The sequence below is a fragment of the Acinetobacter sp. S54 genome (assembly GCF_016624945.1).
GTDB lineage: Bacteria > Pseudomonadota > Gammaproteobacteria > Pseudomonadales > Moraxellaceae > Acinetobacter.
The window spans coordinates 61,605-80,539 of the sequence record NZ_JACVUI010000013.1; the positions used below are offsets into that span (position 1 = coordinate 61,605).

The following is an 18,935-nucleotide window of genomic DNA, read 5'->3' on the forward strand; positions in this document are numbered from 1 at the left end:
TCAGTAATCCTTAAATTAAACTGCTTATCAATGTGAGAGTCTTGTTTGACTTGTTTGCCCTACACACTGCATTCATTTCCGCGAATATAGACTATATATAGCCTATATAATGCAGCAGATGCCAGAATTATCTCTGAATCAACAGTCTATTTGCTTTTTGATATCCTCGTGGTAAGAGTTGCCCTTTTGTCGCTCGTTTGCCCACGTATTTGAGGAGATCATCACCTTTTAATTTTAATTGTTGCTGTCCCGCAACCACCTGAATTATTTCATTTAAATTCAGAGCTGTCATGGATAAAATTTGTTCTTTGGTATCAAGTTGTATCAACTTGTTACCCTTGCCTTTATTGAGTATTGGTAATTCTGACATTTCGATAATCAATAAACGACCTGCGGAACTGAGTATCGCAACATGGGTAGCGTCTTGTACTGGCAATAGCGGTAATGCCTCAGCTTTTTCAGGTACGCTCAAGAATGCTTTTCCTGCTTTGGCATTGGTATCGAGTTGTTTTGCCTGACTTCTAAAGCCATAACCTGTGTTACTGGCAGCGATTAACTCCTGTTCATCATCCGCAATATACACCTGAATAAACGAGACCCCATTGGCTGGAGATAATTTAGAGCTTAAAGGTTCGCCAGAACCTCTGGCAGACGGTAAATTACTAATCGGTAGCGCATAACTTCTTCCCGTTTCATCGAGTATATAAGCACGTTGGTTAGATTTCCCTATTGCATGACTTAAGTATTGATCACCCGCACGATAGTTTAAATTCTCTGCATCAACTTCTGCACCTTTGGCACAGCGAATCCAGCCAGCTTCAGATAAAACCACTGTCACTGTTTCGGCAGGCATGAGATCCTGTTCGCGGATCTGTACTGCGTCTTCACGTTCTATAATCGGAGAACGGCGATCATCTCCAAATTTTTTCGCGTCTTCTTTAAGTTCATTAATAATCAGATTTTTTAGGGATTCTGGATTACCCAATTGTTCACGAATAACTTCGGCTTTTGCTTCAAGCTCTTCTTGTTCACGCCGAATTTCCATTTCTTCAAGTTTAGCCAAATGCCGTAACTTCAACTCTAAAATCGCTTCGGCCTGTATTTCATCAATCCCAAAGTGTGCCATTAACTCTTGTTTAGGTTGATCTTCTTCGCGAATGATACGAATCACCGTATCAATATCCAGATAGGCAATGAGTAAACCAGCCAAAATATGTAAGCGTTTTTCGATTTTATTTAAATGATATTGCAAACGACGCGTAACTGTTTGCTTTCGGATTTCAATCCACTCCAGCAAAATGCGACGAATCGATTTAACTTGAGGCCGACCATCCGCGCCAATCATATTCAGGTTTACACGATAGCTAGATTCAAGATCCGTAGTCGCAAATAGGTGGCTCATCACCGTTTCTGCATCTACACGATTGGAACGCAATACAATGACCAGACGTGTAGGATTGGTATGATCAGACTCATCACGAATATCACTGACCAAGGGCAGTTTTTTGGCCTGCATCTGGTCTGCGATCTGCGTAATTACTTTGGAACCAGATACTTGATAAGGTAAGTCAGTAATGACAATTTCACCTTTTTCAATATGATAAATTGCACGTACTCTATAGCTACCACGTCCTGTAGTTTGAATTTTGAGGAGTTCCTCACGCGGGGTAATAATTTCAGCTTTGGTGGGTAAATCTGGCGCGGGAATATACTCAGCCAGTTTTTGATCTGAGGTTTCAGGATTGCGAATCAGCGCAATAGTGCCTTTGATAACTTCACGTAAATTATGTGGAGGAATGTCCGTAGCCATTCCAACAGCAATGCCTGTGGTGCCATTTAATAAAATATTAGGTACTCGTGCAGGTAAATTGACAGGTTCTTTCATCGAACCATCAAAGTTATCCTGCCAATCACACGTCCCCTGCCCCAATTCATTGAGTAATAATTCACTAAATGCAGAGAGCTTAGCTTCGGTATAACGCATAGCTGCAAAAGATTTCGGATCATCAGGAGAACCCCAGTTGCCTTGCCCCTCAATCAAGGGATAGCGATAACTGAAGGGTTGTGCCATCAGCACCATCGCTTCATAACACGCCGAATCACCATGTGGATGATATTTACCGAGTACATCACCCACTGTACGTGCTGATTTTTTTGGTTTACCACTGTGTTTTAGACCCAGCTCACTCATGGCATACACAATGCGTCGCTGCACGGGCTTTAAACCATCACTAATATGTGGCAAAGCACGATCCATAATCACGTACATAGCGTAATTCAGATAGGCTTGTTCAGTAAATTCAGCAACGGAACGGTTTTCTGTCGCATGGTGCGCAAGGCTGGACATATTCGAGAATGATCCTAATCAATTTTTCTATTCATGGTTATGCTAAGTGGCAGTGCATAAGGATACAAGACCCTACTATCATGCACTGCGTCAAATTATGTCTTATGAGCTAAAACTATCCATTTTATGAGGTATGTTCAACCTCTTTTTATGATTAAAGGCCAATCGACTCCAATGTTTTACCCTGTGTTTCTTCTCCCAGAATCAGAACGACCACAGCCACTGCCAATAAAACCGCAGTAAACATCATAAATACGTGATGAAAGCCATTTTGTGCCACCATCATGTGTGTCACCACTAAAGGTGCTGCAATCCCTCCAATTCGACCAATCGCCGATGCCCAACCTGAACCAAATGCACGAATGTTGGCAGGATACTGTTCAGGGGTATAGGTATAAAGTACCCCCCATGCACCCAGATTAAAAAATGACATCAAACAGCCCCAAAACATAATCGTATTGACACTTTGCGCTTGCCCGAAAAAGTAGGCTGCAATCGCGCATCCTCCAATAAAGCCTGCGAGTGTCATTTTACGCCCCAGACGTTCTACCAACCATGCAGCTGCGATATATCCTGGAAGTTGAGCCAGTATCATAAATAAAACATATTCAAATGACTGCACAACACTATAGCCTTGTTTAACCAATAAACTGGGGAGCCATGTAAAAATCCCGTAGTAGGAATAAACGATACCGAACCAGATTAACCATAACATTAAGGTTCGTCGTGCAAAGGGTGACGACCATAGCTGACGAAATGATACTTTTCGTTGTTCTGAGACAGGTTTTACTTCGATTTTTTCCACTACAGCAACGCCAGCTTGTTGTTCAAGCTGCTGAACCAATTCATGCGCTTCATCAATACGGCCACGATTAATCAAATAAGGAATTGATTCGGGAACTTTTTTTATAATGACAAACACATATAACGCAGGTAAACCACCCAGTAAAAATGCCATATGCCAACCAAATTTAGGAATAACAAAATAAGAAATCAGCGCGGCAACCAGCCAACCTACTCCCCAGAAACTTTCAAGCAAGACAATAAAACGACCACGGACCTGCGCTGGAACATATTCACTGACTAAGGTTACAGCAACAGGTAGTTGTCCACCTAATCCAAGCCCAACGACAAAACGACAAATCAATAAAGATGTCAAATTTGGCGCAAATGCGCAGGCAGCAGTAGCAAGACTATAAAGCATCAAAGTGCAAGCAAAAATGGTCTTGCGTCCAAAGCGATCTGCCAAACCACCAGAAAATACCGCACCAATCGCCATACCAATAAAACCAATACTTACAATCCAACCGCTTTCGGCAGGTGATAGCGCCCAGTCTTTGACTAAGGTTGTCATGATAAAAGCAATGATACCTGTATCCATGGCATCAAACATCCATCCTAGCCCCACCACACAGAGCAAGGTATAGTGGAATCTGCCAATGGGTAGGTTTTGAACACGAGAGACTAAATCCATAGACCAGCTAACCCTTTACCATTTGATTAATTTTTTATTGATTGTTGAAACGATCCAAAGGGCAGTTAACCTAATCGAAGTCAAAATATGATTTTTAATTTGGATAACTTACTTAAATTCCCTGGTTTCGTTTAAGCCTGCAATCAGTACCCTTTTATTTAAATAGTTTTAATCACGGTATTCATGCTTCACTAAATGTAGCACAGTTAAATCTTTCAACAAGGGCTGGCCTACATTTGCATGGATTGGATAATCATCAACCTGTGAAATGAATTGATAACCCCGTCTTTGATAAAAAGCAATCAACTCACTACGAGCCGAAAGTACTGACATCTTAAAAGTATAAATTGCATATTTTTCTGTTAAATAAATTTCAGCGGCTTGAAGTAATTGCTTCCCGATTCCTTGATTTTGAAAATCGGGATGTATGGTCAACATGCCAATATAACCTGCGTCTTCAGATTTTTGTACATGGACGCAGCCCGCAAGACCATCATCCAAAAGTAGTAATAAGATCGCTGAGTCAGAACAATTTAGTTCCCGAAGCTGCTGCGCATTGATACGATCACCTTTCACAAGCAATGCTTCAGATGTCCAACCCTGATGATTCTTATTACGATAAGAAAAATTGACCAATTCAACAATACTAGAGAGGTGCTGTTCAGTTGCTTCAATCAACATACATGATGCCCATTCATATAAATTCAGAACCGCTTTTAATGCCGATCTGTAGAAGAAGCAGAGTCGCTGTCATCATCCTGATAAATAAATTTCGGCATTTCCAGACCAAAATAAATCGCAATACAGCGTAGTGCAAAACCAAAGAACAAGGTAAAAATCACGGTCAACTCAAGTGACATACCAATTTCCAGACAAACCCAGTAACAGATCACTGCGACAAAAGAAATACTGGCATAAAGTTCACGACGAAACACCAATGGCACGTCATTACACAGAATATCCCGCAAAATACCACCAGATACTCCCGTCAACACGCCTGCCACCGCAGAGACAATAAAACCGTGTCCCATTTGCAATGCAATCTGACAACCAATAATAGTAAAACCAATGAGCCCCAATGCATCCAGCAATAAAAAGATATTGCGTAAATGACGCATCCATTTAGCAATTAAAATGGTAAAAAACGCTGCCGCACAGGTCAACATGAGATATTCAGGATGCTTCACCCAAGTAAGCGGATAATGTCCCAGCAGTACATCACGCACCGAACCACCGCCTAATGCGGTAACACAGGCAATCAACATTACCCCAAACCAGTCCATACTACGCCGACCTGCCGACAACGCTCCCGTCATCGCCTCAGCCGTAATCGCAATAATATAAATAATGGTGAGTAACATTGCCCTTCATCCATATCGGGGAAAATATGGCGGTTATTCTACGGTAAACTTATAGAAATTGCGCACAGCACTGCTTAAATTTTTTACCCGAACCACAAATACAAGGTTGTTTCATCGTGAAGTGCTGATCTACAGTCGGATCAAGAAAGTACCATTGCATCTGGTGTTGGACAAAATAAGAAAGTTCATGATGTACTTGTACTGTCTTACCGTCATGATAATGTGCTTTAAACTCAACCGATGCATGGTTTTTACCTATTTTTGGCTGATGTTGTAGCACTTCCAGTTTTAGCCATTGATTCTGACGACTCCAATCAGCAATAGCCGCGCGATCTAAAAAGGGTTGCTGCCCCAATGCTGTCGTTTCGATCAAATAATCAATTTTTTGTAATGCAAAAGCACTATAACGCGAACGCATCAACTGTTCGGCTGAATGTACCACTGCTGTTTTTAAATGTAAGGGTTCACAACAGCTCACGTAATCGCCCTGACCACAAGGACAACGATTTTCTAAATTCATCTTTATTTCTGCCATTGAAAAAATAGCCCTTAAACAGGGCTATTAAAATAATGAATGACTTGAAAAACTAGTCATTTTTCTGTGGCTGCTTTTCATCAACAATCACGTGGACTTTTTCAATTTTGTGTCCATCCATAGTGACGACTTCAAAAATATAGCCATCAGCATGTACCTTCTGACCATTTTCAGGTAACCGTCCCAAATGAAATAGGATATAACCCGATAAGGTTGAATATTCTTCAGTTTCATTGACCAAGTCGCGATTCAGCAATAAGGACACATGACGAATATCAGTTGATCCTTCCAGCATAAGTGAGCCATCTTCCAGACTTTCTGCTACCGCCTCCAGCTCATCTTCATCTGGAAATTCACCCGCAATTGCTTCAAGTACATCAATTGGAGTCACGATACCTTCAATCGAACCATATTCATTTAACACAATTGCCATTTGCAAAGGCGCCTGACGCAATTGTTCCATCACCATCAATACCTGTGCATTTTCATGCACAATGACAGGTTCACGTAAATGATGACTAAAATTAATTGTACCTGTCTCAATATATTCATTTAAGACTTTGTGAGTTAAAGCAATCCCTTCAATATTATCCAACTCGCCTCTGGCTACAATGAGACGTGAATGAGTCATAGAAAGTAAGCGCTGTTTTAAGGCTTCTGGTTGTTCTTCCAGATCAATCCACTCCAGCTCAGGTCGTGGTGTCATCACAGATTTTGCAGGTCGTTCAGATAGCCCTAAAACACCTTGCACCATTACACTATGATAAGCACCATTTTCTTCATCAAACATTTCATCGGCAAACGCTTGCGTTGCCAATACATCTTCATTTTCATTTTGTTGATTATCACTACTGCCAGCACTATTTTTACCGCCTAGCATTTTTAATACAGCAGACGCTGTTCGATAGCGTAAATCTGTGGTAGTTACCGCCTTTTCCTGATTATGGCGCATCGCCTGATTCGCCATTTCGATCAGCACAGCAAAACCAATTGCAGCATATAAATAGCCTTTCGGGATATGGAACCCGAAACCTTCCACGACCAGTGAGAAACCAATCATCATTAAAAATGCTAGACATAGAATGACCACTGTCGGATGTTTATTGACAAACTCCATAAGCGGCTTGGATGCCCAAAGCATAATCCCAACAGCGATAATGACTGCAATCATCATTACTGAAAGATGTTTGACCATACCGACAGCAGTAATCACACTATCGAGTGAAAATACTGCATCCAACACGACAATCTGTACAATCACCATCCAAAACGTGGCATGTACTGGATTTTCTTCTTTTTGAAACTGCTGACCTTCTAAACGTTCATGCAATTCCATCGTGCCTTTAAATAATAAGAACACACCGCCGAACAATAAAATCAGATCACGCCCTGAGAAAGGGTGATCAAAAATATGAAAGAGTGGACTGGTTAAAGTTACCACCCACGCGATTGAAGCCAGTAAAATCAGACGCATTCCTAGCGCCAGAATTAAGCCTAACACACGTGCTGTATTGCGCTGCTCAGGCGGTAACTTTTCCGCAAGAATAGCAATAAAGACCAGATTATCGATACCAAGAACGATTTCTAGAATAACTAGCGTCGCAAGGCCAATCCATGCAGAAGGATCAGACATCCATTCAAAAATCATTGACTGGTCTCCTCCTGCGATTTGTTATTGTTCTTATTCATATGCAGCGAGATACTTTGCTCGCTAAAAATAAGGCGAAAATTTTGTTGTATAGACAAAGAAAAAACGAAGTGACGACAACCACTACCCATGGGCATAAATTTGTTGTTAAACAGGGTTTCAGTATAGGCAAGATTTTTTAAAAATTCATCTCTTTTTAAATCAGACGCAGATGTACGTCACTAAGCCAATACAAAGTTTATGCGACATACGCATAAAGTTGTCATATTTCTTGCTTAATGTAGTGAAGTAGAAATGAACGTGATAAGGTAAAACGAAAACGAGATGAATAGCGTAGTAGAAATGACACCAGACATGAATGTAACTGTAAAAACAACTCAACCTTTAATTGCTTTATATTGTGGATCACGTAGCGGAAACAAACCCATTTATCGAGAAAAAGCCATCGAACTGGCTCAAGGCATTGCAGAACAGGGTTTTGGTATAGTTTATGGCGGTGCTAGCATTGGTCTCATGGGACAAGTGGCCGATACTGTACTTGAACATCATGGTGAAGTAGTTGGTGTTATTCCAGAGTTTATGCTGGATTATGAAGTAGCGCATGCAAAACTTACCGAATTGCATATTGTACGCACTATGCATGAACGTAAATCTATGATGGCAGATCGTGCTAGTGCTTTTGTTGCCCTGCCAGGGGGTTTAGGAACTTTTGAGGAAATTTTGGAAATTGCCACTTGGGGACAATTAAATCAACACCAGAAACCTATGATTTTATATAACGTTAATGGTTTTTATGATGCCCTAATTGCACAACTAGATCATGCTGTTCAAGAAGGTTTTTTACCCCCGCAACATCGTGCCAAGTTGATTGTCTGCCATTGTATCGAAGAAATTTACACCACTATTAAAAACTTGAACCAGCCTAGTCATTTTGTGGTTTAACTTTCCCAAATCCATCGCAAATATCCATGCGGATTTTTTAAATCCGCATTTTATTTTTAACAAGAAAAAATAAAGAAATTGCTGGACTTCAACAGCAGTCAAATAACCTTTTATCTGATTTTATGCTACTTTTAAGTAAAGCCCTCAGGATTTATTTTCACTTCTATGAATGCCGCGCCCACGCATCAAAAATTACAGCCCGAATTTCGATTATTGGTATTTTTAGTGTCTATTGGCTTTTTTATGCAGGCACTCGATACCACGATCGTGAATACGGCTATTCCAACGATGGCGCATCATTTAAATGAAGATCCTCTACGCATGCATGGCGTAGTCGTTGCGTATGTACTCACTGTGGCTGCCTTTATCCCTTTAAGTGGCTGGTTGGCAGACCGTTTTGGAGTAAGAAATACATACTTTGCTGCAATTATTATTTTTACAGCCGCCTCTTTAGGCTGTGGACTTTCTCAAAACCTCAACCAATTAATTTTATTCCGGGTTATTCAAGGTATCGGTGGTGCATTATTATTGCCTGTCGGACGACTCGCCATGCTCAAGCTTATTCCTCGTACCCAATTTCTGGCAGCCATGAGCTTAATGAGTCTTGCTGGACTCATTGGCCCATTAATTGGCCCGACATTGGGAGGTTGGTTAGTTGAGGTTGCGACATGGCACTGGGTGTTCCTGATTAATATTCCAATGGGTTTATTAGGCATTCTGGTTACCTTTAAAGCTATGCCGAATGCAACCGAACCTTCTGTCAAAGCATTTGACTTAAGTGGCTTTGTATTATTGATCGTGGCAATGGTGGGTTTATCTTTAGGTATTGAACATTTGGCAAGTCGTGAGTATTCCAAATGGCTTAGTATCAGTTTACTCAGTGCAGGAATATTTGCTGCATTCGTTTATGCCTATCACGCACATAATCATCAAAATGCATTATTTCGCAGTGATTTATTTAAAAATAGAATTTATGCGATTGGAGTATTGGGCAACTTTTTTGCACGTTTTGGTGGCAATGCAGTGCCCTTTATTTTACCGTTGATGTTACAAGTTGCGTTTGGATTTGAACCTTTTTATACAGGTTTAATGATGATTCCCTTGGTGCTCGGATCTTTATTTTCTAAACCAATTATCCGCCCCATTATTCAAAAGTTTGGCTATCGAACAGTTTTATTGACCAATACGATCTTAGTAGGTGCAGGCATTGCCAGTTTTGCCCTGATGACAGCAGATACACTTTGGTGGATTCGTGCGATTCACTTTTTTATTTTTGGGATCCTCAACTCCTTACAATTTGTATCCATGAATACTCTGACCCTTAAGGATCTATCACAACATGATGCCAGTAGTGGCAATAGTTTTTTATCTATGATCATGATGTTGTCAATGAGTATTGGAGTAGCGCTAGCAGGAACATTAATCAATTTTTTTACCCAACATTTTGGTACTCAGCATCTCACAACTGCCTTTCATGCATCGCTAATTTGTCTAGGCTGTATCAATATTATTACGGCAATCGTGTTTTCGCGGATTCCACGCAATATGCCAGTTTAATGGCGTTGCATTTTCATCATGGTATGTTTTTTTAGTTCAGGATAAGATGTAAATTCATCTATCAATATCAGTGCTATGCCAAAAACCATGTCTTCTCGATCAACCCCCTATATCCCCTATTTTGGTGGAGGAATAGTCGCAGTCGTCATGGCATTATTGCTTTATTTTGGGGTGTTTTATCATCGTCAAGCCTCAGCACAGGATTATCCTGTACAAGGTTTTGATTTATCACATCATCAGGGTGATATTCAGTGGTCAAAGATTTCTCCTGAAAAATTTCAATTTGTGTATTTAAAAGCAACCGAAGGCGGTGACTTTAAAGATTCAAAATTTCAGGACAATTGGCTTAAAGCTAGAGAACGTGGGTTTCATGTTGGCGCTTATCATTTTTATCGCCTATGCCGCGATGGTCAAATTCAGGCACAAAACTTTATTGAAACTGTTCCCAAAAAGCTCGATGCACTTCCACCTGTGATTGATCTGGAATACGACAGTAATTGTATTAATACGTATACCAAAGAGCAGTTACTTCAGGAAATCAAAGTGATGCACGATCTGTTAAAACGGCATTACGCTAAGCAACCGATATTTTATGTCTCTAAGAGTTTCTATCACATCGTATTGGTGGGAAGTTTTAAAGATACGCCGCTTTGGATTCGTGATTATCAGGAAAAACCTCAATTGAAGGATCAACGAGACTGGATGTTTTGGCAATATACCAATCAGGGTAACATTCAAGGAATTGCCAAACCTGTCGATTTGAATGTGTTTTCAGGCTCACCGCGACAATGGCAAAAGTTCATTGAGCAAAATAAACAAACAACTAAACCATGATCATGCGTAAAATCATTCATATTGATATGGATGCGTTCTATGCCTCAGTCGAGTTACGTGAACATCCAGAACTTAAACATTTACCTGTGGTGATCTCATCGCATCATCCTCGTGCGGTCATTGCAGCAGCCTCGTACCCCGCGCGTGAATTTGGTTTACGTTCTGCAATGTCGATGGGACAAGCCCGTAAGCTTTGTCCAGAGGTGGTGGTGATTGAACCTAATTTTGAAAAATATCGTGCAGTTTCCGCACAAATCCACCAGATTTTTCAACAATACACGTCGATCATTGAACCTTTATCTCTAGATGAAGCTTATCTGGATGTCACTGAAAATTTAAAAAACCTACCCAGCGCTACAGATGTTGCTATTCAAATTCGTCAGGATATTTTTAACGTTACAGGACTCACCGCTTCAGCAGGTGTCGCGCCGAATAAGTTTTTAGCCAAGATTGCCTCTGACTGGAACAAACCTGATGGTTTATGTGTAATTAAACCAAACCAAGTACAAGCTTTTATCCAACATTTGCCCTTAAAAAAAATCCCAGGGGTTGGACGAGTGACTCAGGAAAAATTACAACAGCTTAAGCTTGAAACGCTAGGTGATTTACAACAAATTGAAGAAAATATACTTATCCATCATTTTGGTAAATATGGAAAACAATTGTTTCTTTATGCCCAAGGAATTGATCATCGAATAGTTCAAGCCGAACGAGAACGCCAGCAAATTTCCAAGGAAACCACCTTTGATGGTGATTTATATCTCAGTGAATGTGTAGCCTATTGGCCACCACTCGCTGAAAAAGTCTGGAATAATTTACAGTATAAGCAACTGACTGCACGCGGTGTAACGATTAAACTGAAACTCAAAAATTTTCAGATTTATCAACACAGTAAAAGTTTTAAACGTCCTATTCAGTCACTGACCGAACTACTCGATATTTTACAAATACTGCTCAATGAAATGCATTTGCCTACCGAATTTCAGTATCGTCTTATTGGTATGGGGGTATATCAACTAGCTCCCCAAGCCGATGAAAATCAATTATCGCTTTGGTGATCTGCCGATTTTTTATTCAAATGCGCAAAAAACCAACCTTTTTACATTTCACTTCTGTTTTATTTTAGAGTAATCTAGCCTCGCAAATGCATTTACCCATGTATCTGCGGTTATGCTAAAACCTTACCTTTATTTTTAGCATGCTGTCCTGTAGTTAGCGTGACGAAAAAATCCGAATATTACAGGGCAACTGGTTCTTAAAAACATGGGATTCCTCTTGCATGCCCCCTTCTCCTCCTGTCTCGCAAGCGCAGCGCGCTCGTAAAGCCGCATTTAGTAGTTTCATTGGTGCTGTTGTCGATTGGTACGACTTTCTTCTCTACGGTATTGTTGCTGCACTGGTTTTTAATCATCAGTTTTTCCCTAATGTTAGTCCTGCGATTGGTACACTGGCTGCATTTGCTACCTTTGGTGTAGGTTTTTTATTTCGCCCATTGGGTGGCATTGTCTTTGGTCATTTTGGTGACCGTCTAGGTCGTAAAAAAATGCTGTTCCTGACCGTATTTTTAATGGGGACAGCAACTGTTCTGATTGGTTTACTTCCCAATTTTGCAAGTATTGGCTGGTGGGCGCCAGTTTTGTTGGTTTTACTTCGTGCTATTCAAGGCTTTGCTGTGGGTGGTGAGTGGGGTGGAGCGGCTCTCATGGCTGTAGAAAGTGCACCCGCGGGACGTAAGGCTTTCTACAGCAGTGGTGTACAGATCGGTTACGGGGTTGGACTGATGCTAGCAACAGGTAGTGTCTCATTGGTCATCTATCTGTGGGGTCAGGAGGCTTTTGCTGATTGGGCATGGCGCATTCCCTTCCTAGCCAGCGTGATTCTGGTTTTATTTGCGTTATGGGTAAGGGGTGGACAAGAAGAATCACAAGAATTTGTAGCAAATGTTGTTAAAGCTAAGCAACAACCTGCCAAAGTACCTTTATTTGAAGCTGTTCGACAGAATCCCAAAGGCTTTTTTTATATTATCGCCTTACGTTTGGCCGAATTACTTACCATGTATCTGGTCACAACCTTTGCCTTAAATTATTCCACTAAAAATTTAGGCATGTCTTCTAGTTTATTTTTAAATATTGGTCTGATGGTCGGTGCGATTAGCTGTTTCACTATTCCTTTTTTTGCTCATATTTCTGACCGTTTTGGCCGTCGTCGGATGTGTGTTGTAGGTGGCTTGATTGGTGCGGTCTGCGCTTTTCCATTTTTCTTTGCCTTAGAAAGTGGTTCAACAATCTGGATTATTCTATTTGCGATTTTATTGGCTAACCTTTCCCACGATATGGTCGTCAGTGTACACCAGCCTATTTTTACAGAGTTATTTGGTACAGCCTATCGCTATAGCGGTGCTGGTGTCGGTTATCAGGTAGCCAGTATTGTTGGTGGAGGTTTCACTCCTTTTATCGCTGCAGCATTGGTAACATTGGCAAATGGGCAATGGCACTATGTTGCTATTTATTTAACCATTGGATGTTTACTTACCACTTTAGTTGCAGCGCGAATGAAAGCACACGTACAATCAGAAACATCTTCTGAATATGTACAGGCAAAATAAATGAGCGTTCAACGTTTACATATTACCAAACGTTTTTCTGAAATCGCGATTTCGGGCAATCTGGTACATCTTGCGGGCCAGCTTGCTGAAGATTTCACGTTGGATATTCGCGGTCAGACCCAACAAACACTAGATTTGATAGATCGATTTCTGGCAGATGCAGGGACAGATAAAAGTCATATTCTCTCAGTGATGATCTTTCTTAAAGATATTGAAAATGACTACGCAGGCATGAATGACGTCTGGGATGCATGGTGTGCAGATATACAGGCACTTCCACGCACCTGTGTTGAAGCGAAAATGTATCGCCCAGACGTATTGGTTGAAATGACAGTGGTCGCAGTTAAACCTTAAGATTACTGACCGTATCGAGCTTAAATACCCGACTTTGCGCTGGAAAAGTGATCTGAGAAGGTTGAGCATGGACTGAAATCAGATCATTTTCAAACTGTTCTCTTAAATCCTCAAGCTCAGGCACCACATCGTAACGAATCACTCGGTATCCTGCTAGTTCCAATAAACGATCCTGATAATAATCAGGATGAATTCGTCTAGCATGACTCAGATCGGCAAAAGCAACGATCGCAAAGACCTGATAATTTTGATCCAATACTACAAAGTCAGCCACCATTGACTGATACTTATGGCGTGTTCTTAAAAATTTGGTAGTGAGTAAGGCATCAAATGAAACCCGTGCCAAGACGGTGAACTCTGGGAATATTTGTTTTAAGCGTGTGAAAAATAATTGTTCATGACTACTCATCACAGCACGACGTTTTAACGCACTATCATAAAGTTGCTCACGCTTCAGACCTTTATAGGCCATGAATGAGATCAGCATCAAAATGCTAATCGCTAAAAAATAATACATCTGAATCAATCCTTTAATATTTTTTATATTTCGGTTTCAAGACCGATTTGTTCTACTTCACCTGCTTATTTTTCATTTTACAGGTTTCCATTTAATCTAAATTAAAAGTCTATGTCCTTTCAATCAAGTTAGACCAAAGTCTAGAACACCATTCCATGGCTCTTTTCATCATAATAAATTAAAGCAAAGATGCAAGTGTTGTATATCGGATTTTATCTATATTAAGGGTGCAACATCGCAGATAAACTGATGTATTTATTTTATTTTTATCTGACCGACTTAGCCTAAATCCAATAAGTAATGTTTTGTATATTTCAGGTTTGGTTTGAGACGATTCAGACTTAAAAAATCATATTATCTGATGGGCTGCATAATTAACATATTGCCTTTAGAATAATAGAATTCAAGTTTTGAAAAAAAAACACCTCGGTTATTCAAGGTGTTTTTTTTAAACAATCAATTAGGCACGTGTTTTATTTTTTGGCTTAGCCCTAGGTTTTACTGCATCAAAAGGGCGTTTTTGACCTGTTTCACGCGGTGGTAAACCTGTATGCTGCGTCAATATTTGGCCTTTTTGTGGATGTTTTGGCTGCTGATTTGACTGCGCATTACGTTTGACTGAATCCCCCGCACTACTCGAATTTTTCTTACGGGCAGATTTATATTCACCTTCAACCGCTTTGGGTTGATACGTTGGAATCAAATGCTGTTTAGAGTTCCCAATCAAATCAGAGCGGCCCATTTCCTTTAACGCTTCACGTAATAAAGGCCAGTTGTTGGGATCGTGATAACGTAAGAAAGCCTTATGTAAACGACGACGTTTTTCGCCTTTAACAATATCTACATTTTCCGTATATCGCGCTACTTTGGAAAGTGGATTTTTGCCTGAATAATACATGGTCGTGGCGGTTGCCATCGGTGATGGATAAAAAGTCTGAACCTGATCAGCACGGAAACCATTTTTTTTGAGCCAGACCGCTAGATTCATCATATCGTAATCAGTGGTACCCGGATGTGCAGCAATAAAGTAAGGAATCAAATATTGCTCTTTGCCTACTTCCTTACTGAAACGTTCAAACATCTGTTTAAAACGATCATATGTTCCAATGCCCGGTTTCATCATTTTTGATAATGGGCCTTGCTCAGTATGTTCAGGCGCAATTTTCAAATAGCCGCCCACATGATGCTGTACCAGTTCCTTAACGTATTCAGGATTCAATACTGCCAAGTCATAACGTAGCCCTGAACCAATGAGAATCTTTTTTACACCTTTAATCTGACGTGCTTTACGATAAAGTTGAACTAATGGAGTATGGTCAGTATGCAGATTTTGGCATACGCCCGGATATACGCAGGAAGGTTTACGGCAATTCTTTTCAATCTCAGGATCTTTACAAGCCAAACGGTACATATTGGCAGTCGGACCACCCAGATCAGAAATAATGCCTGTAAATTGTGGTGCGGTATCACGAATTTTTTCAATTTCACGCAAAATCGATTCTTCCGAACGGTTTTGAATGATTCGTCCTTCATGCTCAGTGATCGAACAGAAAGTACAGCCACCAAAGCAGCCGCGCATGATATTGACCGAAAATTTGATCATATCAAAAGCAGGAAAACGCGCGTCACCATATGCAGGATGTGGCAACCGTGCATAAGGAAAATCAAATACATAATCCATTTCTTCTGTGGTCAGAGGAATTGGAGGTGGATTAATCCAGACATCACGTTCACCATGACGTTGTACTAAAGCCCGAGCATTACCCGGATTCGTTTCCAGATGTAAAATTCGGTTGGCATGTGCGTATAACACATGGTCATTGACCACCTGCTCAAAAGAAGGCAAACGAATCACCGCCAATTCACGTGGAGGTAATTTATGTTTAATCGCCTTTGATGGCGCAAGTTTTAATTGTACGATTTGGGTGTTTTCATCGAGGTGATCACCTTCCCGAACAATTGGATTGCTCACGATTTCTTTTTGGAAATTTTGATATTGTGCTAAAGAATTACCTTTTTCTTTTTCAACTTCGCAACCATCAATATCCTCGGTCATCACATAGGGATTGATAATAGGATCGACTCGACCAATACTATCCACATCATTACTGGCAATTTCGACAAATTGTGCTTTTGAAGCTTTATTGTGTTTATTAATAATAAATGCAGTACCGCGTACGTCGGTAATGTCGTGAATTTTTTCGCCTTTGGCGAGCCGATGCATCACATCGATAATGGCACGCTCACCATTACCATACATTAATAAATCTGCTTTAGAATCCATCAAAATCGAGCGACGGACTTTATCTGACCAATAATCATAATGCGCGATTCGACGTAAACTGCCTTCAATACCACCTAATAAAACAGGCACGTCAGGAAAAGCCTCTCGGCAACGCTGACAATATACTGTTGCAGCACGGTCGGGACGCTTATTGGCTTCATTGTTTGGAGAATAAGCATCATCTGAACGGATTTTACGATCTGCGGTATAACGATTGATCATCGAATCCATATTGCCCGCTGTTACTCCCCAAGCAATAGTGGGCTTGCCTAATATCCGAAAACTCTCAACATTGGTCCAGTCTGGCTGTGCAATAATTCCGACACGGAAACCTTGCGCTTCCAATACACGACCAATAACCCCAGAAACAAAAGATGGATGATCAATATAGGCATCCCCACACACCAAAATAAAATCGCAAGCATCCCAGCCAAGCTGATCCATTTCTTCGCGTGACATCGGCAAAAATGGCGCTGGTTCAAAACACGACGCCCAATATTTGTCGTAATCAAACAACGCTTTGGGCGCGGTCTGCATAGTGTAGGCAGTAGACATAGCTTGCGATTCTCGGCTTGCTGAAAAAGAGGGATGGCATCAAAGATGAAAGCTGATCATTTTAACATGAATTTCATTCACTTTTTAGAATTATAAAAATTGAATAAACAATGAGATAACAATTATTTTGATTATTTTTTATACACAAGCTACATTCTGGCTGACGATTAAAAATAAATAGACATTTTTGTTATTGCACACTATCAAGCGAAAGATAAAAAAATAAGCAGTAATTCAGCACAGAACATCCTGTGTCTATTTCAAATTTAGAATCAGATCTACGCTATAAAAATGCAACTCATCAATAATTAAATGTATGAAAATTTAATGATTTAAAATTTATTTTTACGGTACTTAGGTTCAGATTATTTTCAAAATTCATCTTCAAACCAAAATTATTTATCACGTATTTTGATCAAAGTAGAGGCTCTAAAAATAGCAGCCCATAATGGCAAACTGGCTGTTAATAATAAAATATAATCCCAAAATCCATCCAATATTAACATCAATATTATACTGGTTAGACTAATCATGGATAAAATAACGATTATAGTCAGGCTATTCCATTTCACTATATGATACATATACTAACGGATCCTTTTACGTTTGGCCCACCATAACCATGCACCATTTACAGTGATGAATAAGGTTAATAAAGTAGATAGCGCCCATAATAACTTTAACCAGATTCCACCATAATCTCCAAAATGCAAAGGTTGTGAAAGCAGAATCATTTTCAAATACAAAGGCAATTGCATGACACGAACAACTTGCCCCGTATTTGCCTCAACCAAAGCAATTTGCAGCATTTTTGCATTGAGCCCGCCACTTCCCTGCAATAACACCAGATAATGATGAGCCGTAGAATACTCTGTATTTGGATAAAATACTGTGGTCGGTTTCCAGCCTTGGGCAGCTTGTGCCGCAGCAGCATACACCTGATCAATAGGTAACATAGACGTTACAGGTATAGTGGAATAATAATATTGCTGGAGGTGGTGCAATTCTGTTAATTGCCATAAGCCAATCGCTACGGTACCAAAACCCAGCAAAAAGCCCGTAATCGTTACCACCAAAGCCCAGCCTAATACTACTGATCCCATAAGATTATGTAAATCTAGCTGGAATATACGTTTACCTTTATCCCTACGAATAATGCCAAATAAAAAGCGTTTTACATAAGGAGCATAAACAACTAGCCCAGAAATAAGAGAAAGAAAAACCAGTAAGGCAATCAATGCGCCAACTAACTCACCAATAGGCCCTAAAAACCAGTTGGCATGTAATTCTAACAAGAAACCTGTAAATGTATCTGTTGGTTCGGGACGTGCAATCAACTTGGCTTGGTGAATATCAATATACGACCAATGCGCCTGATTTACCCCTTCATTTTCTTTCGCCATACCTACCAATAAAATACCAGGAAAATGTTCATCATCTAATGCTGTGCTGACGATATGGTCTTTTGGATAAACCTTCTGAAGAGCACTCAGGGCACGTGACAAGGGATATTTAGAACTTTGCTGACTGTATTGCACTTCAGGATGAATGCCTAAAGCACGATCAATTTCCTCATGAAAAATTAGAATCACACCTGTTATACACAATATTGCGAATGGAATAACTACAACTAGACTCACCCAGCGATGAATCCATAAGTTGATGCGATACCATTTCGATTGTTTTTGTTTACTGGTATTTAATTGTTTCACTAAATTGATCAACCTATATATAGGTATAAATAAATGTACATCTCAATAATGAAAATGATTATTATTAATAATAATCAAAAAAACAAGCTTTTATTCTTAAATTCGTGAGATATTTCATAATACTTAGTAAAAAAAGAAGCCCCGTCACTGGCTAGTGATGGGGCTTATATTTAAAAGCTGGCGATGACTTACTCTCACATGGCTAACGCC

Annotated in this window: 15 protein-coding genes; 6 read left to right on the plus strand and 9 right to left on the minus strand. The window is 40.1% G+C overall.

The window, feature by feature from the left end:
- Window positions 1–127: 127 nt before the first annotated feature.
- The 6 genes from parC to IAE20_RS14395 all read right to left on the minus strand — a co-directional run bounded on the left by parC (window position 128) and on the right by IAE20_RS14395 (window position 7,365).
- Window positions 128–2,347, minus strand: a complete 2,220-nt coding sequence (gene parC / locus IAE20_RS14370) for a DNA topoisomerase IV subunit A (protein ID WP_200482585.1) — start codon at window positions 2,345–2,347, stop codon at window positions 128–130.
- A gap of 154 nt (window positions 2,348–2,501) precedes the next feature.
- The gene (locus tag IAE20_RS14375; RefSeq protein ID WP_200482584.1) at window positions 2,502–3,821 is read right to left on the minus strand and encodes an MFS transporter; all 1,320 of its coding nucleotides are present in this window, start codon (window positions 3,819–3,821) and stop codon (window positions 2,502–2,504) included.
- A 168-nt stretch (window positions 3,822–3,989) separates the two neighbouring features.
- Window positions 3,990–4,502, minus strand: coding sequence for a GNAT family N-acetyltransferase (locus IAE20_RS14380; protein ID WP_200482583.1), 513 nt, complete (start codon window positions 4,500–4,502; stop codon window positions 3,990–3,992).
- 35 nt (window positions 4,503–4,537) lie between these two features.
- Entirely contained in the window at window positions 4,538–5,182 is a 645-nt protein-coding gene (locus tag IAE20_RS14385; protein ID WP_200461428.1) for a trimeric intracellular cation channel family protein, read from the minus strand.
- Between the two features lie 49 nt (window positions 5,183–5,231).
- Entirely contained in the window at window positions 5,232–5,702 is a 471-nt protein-coding gene (locus IAE20_RS14390; protein WP_200461427.1) for a YchJ family protein, read from the minus strand.
- A 67-nt stretch (window positions 5,703–5,769) separates the two neighbouring features.
- Complete coding sequence (locus IAE20_RS14395) at window positions 5,770–7,365, minus strand: TerC family protein (protein ID WP_200461426.1); 1,596 nt, start codon at window positions 7,363–7,365, stop codon at window positions 5,770–5,772.
- 324 nt (window positions 7,366–7,689) lie between these two features.
- On the opposite strand from IAE20_RS14395, the gene IAE20_RS14400 reads away from it, so the two are divergent.
- The 6 genes from IAE20_RS14400 (at window position 7,690) to IAE20_RS14425 (ending at window position 13,657) form a co-directional block, all read left to right on the plus strand.
- A complete protein-coding gene (locus tag IAE20_RS14400; RefSeq protein ID WP_200461425.1) occupies window positions 7,690–8,307 on the plus strand; it encodes a TIGR00730 family Rossman fold protein in 618 nt (205 codons plus the stop codon).
- 165 nt (window positions 8,308–8,472) lie between these two features.
- The gene (mdtD, locus tag IAE20_RS14405) at window positions 8,473–9,864 is read left to right on the plus strand and encodes a multidrug transporter subunit MdtD (protein ID WP_200482582.1); all 1,392 of its coding nucleotides are present in this window, start codon (window positions 8,473–8,475) and stop codon (window positions 9,862–9,864) included.
- Between the two features lie 87 nt (window positions 9,865–9,951).
- Window positions 9,952–10,698: a GH25 family lysozyme gene (locus tag IAE20_RS14410; RefSeq protein ID WP_200461423.1), complete on the plus strand. Its 747-nt coding sequence runs from the start codon at window positions 9,952–9,954 to the stop codon at window positions 10,696–10,698.
- 2 nt (window positions 10,699–10,700) lie between these two features.
- Window positions 10,701–11,756, plus strand: a complete 1,056-nt coding sequence (gene dinB / locus IAE20_RS14415) for a DNA polymerase IV (RefSeq protein ID WP_200482581.1) — start codon at window positions 10,701–10,703, stop codon at window positions 11,754–11,756.
- 221 nt (window positions 11,757–11,977) lie between these two features.
- A complete protein-coding gene (gene shiA, locus IAE20_RS14420; RefSeq protein ID WP_200482580.1) occupies window positions 11,978–13,303 on the plus strand; it encodes a shikimate transporter in 1,326 nt (441 codons plus the stop codon).
- A complete protein-coding gene (locus IAE20_RS14425) occupies window positions 13,304–13,657 on the plus strand; it encodes a RidA family protein (RefSeq protein ID WP_200461420.1) in 354 nt (117 codons plus the stop codon). It abuts the gene before it with no gap.
- Here IAE20_RS14425 and IAE20_RS14430 read toward each other — a convergent pair.
- The 3 genes from IAE20_RS14430 to IAE20_RS14440 form a co-directional block, all read right to left on the minus strand.
- Complete coding sequence (locus IAE20_RS14430; protein ID WP_200482579.1) at window positions 13,647–14,174, minus strand: DUF2726 domain-containing protein; 528 nt, start codon at window positions 14,172–14,174, stop codon at window positions 13,647–13,649. The genes IAE20_RS14425 and IAE20_RS14430 overlap by 11 nt on opposite strands.
- Window positions 14,175–14,634: 460 nt before the next feature.
- Window positions 14,635–17,013, minus strand: coding sequence for a YgiQ family radical SAM protein (locus tag IAE20_RS14435; protein ID WP_200482578.1), 2,379 nt, complete (start codon window positions 17,011–17,013; stop codon window positions 14,635–14,637).
- 587 nt (window positions 17,014–17,600) lie between these two features.
- Window positions 17,601–18,725 carry a PepSY-associated TM helix domain-containing protein gene (locus tag IAE20_RS14440; RefSeq protein WP_200482577.1) on the minus strand — a complete coding sequence of 375 codons (1,125 nt, stop codon included), beginning with the start codon at window positions 18,723–18,725 and terminating at the stop codon, window positions 17,601–17,603.
- Window positions 18,726–18,935 lie beyond the last annotated feature (210 nt).

Bases quoted from the DNA above. Each gene is read 5' to 3' on its own strand.
- IAE20_RS14430 (WP_200482579.1), bottom strand. From the start codon at position 14,174: ATGTATTATTTTTTAGCGATTAGCATTTTGATGCTGATCTCATTCATG.
- shiA (WP_200482580.1), top strand. From the start codon at position 11,978: ATGCCCCCTTCTCCTCCTGTCTCGCAAGCGCAGCGCGCTCGTAAAGCC.
- IAE20_RS14395 (WP_200461426.1), bottom strand. From the start codon at position 7,365: ATGATTTTTGAATGGATGTCTGATCCTTCTGCATGGATTGGCCTTGCG.
- IAE20_RS14375 (WP_200482584.1), bottom strand. From the start codon at position 3,821: ATGGATTTAGTCTCTCGTGTTCAAAACCTACCCATTGGCAGATTCCAC.
- dinB (WP_200482581.1), top strand. From the start codon at position 10,701: ATGCGTAAAATCATTCATATTGATATGGATGCGTTCTATGCCTCAGTC.
- IAE20_RS14435 (WP_200482578.1), bottom strand. From the start codon at position 17,013: ATGTCTACTGCCTACACTATGCAGACCGCGCCCAAAGCGTTGTTTGAT.
- IAE20_RS14400 (WP_200461425.1), top strand. From the start codon at position 7,690: ATGAATAGCGTAGTAGAAATGACACCAGACATGAATGTAACTGTAAAA.
- IAE20_RS14425 (WP_200461420.1), top strand. From the start codon at position 13,304: ATGAGCGTTCAACGTTTACATATTACCAAACGTTTTTCTGAAATCGCG.
- mdtD (WP_200482582.1), top strand. From the start codon at position 8,473: ATGAATGCCGCGCCCACGCATCAAAAATTACAGCCCGAATTTCGATTA.
- IAE20_RS14410 (WP_200461423.1), top strand. From the start codon at position 9,952: ATGTCTTCTCGATCAACCCCCTATATCCCCTATTTTGGTGGAGGAATA.
- IAE20_RS14380 (WP_200482583.1), bottom strand. From the start codon at position 4,502: ATGTTGATTGAAGCAACTGAACAGCACCTCTCTAGTATTGTTGAATTG.
- parC (WP_200482585.1), bottom strand. From the start codon at position 2,347: ATGTCCAGCCTTGCGCACCATGCGACAGAAAACCGTTCCGTTGCTGAA.
- IAE20_RS14390 (WP_200461427.1), bottom strand. From the start codon at position 5,702: ATGAATTTAGAAAATCGTTGTCCTTGTGGTCAGGGCGATTACGTGAGC.
- IAE20_RS14385 (WP_200461428.1), bottom strand. From the start codon at position 5,182: ATGTTACTCACCATTATTTATATTATTGCGATTACGGCTGAGGCGATG.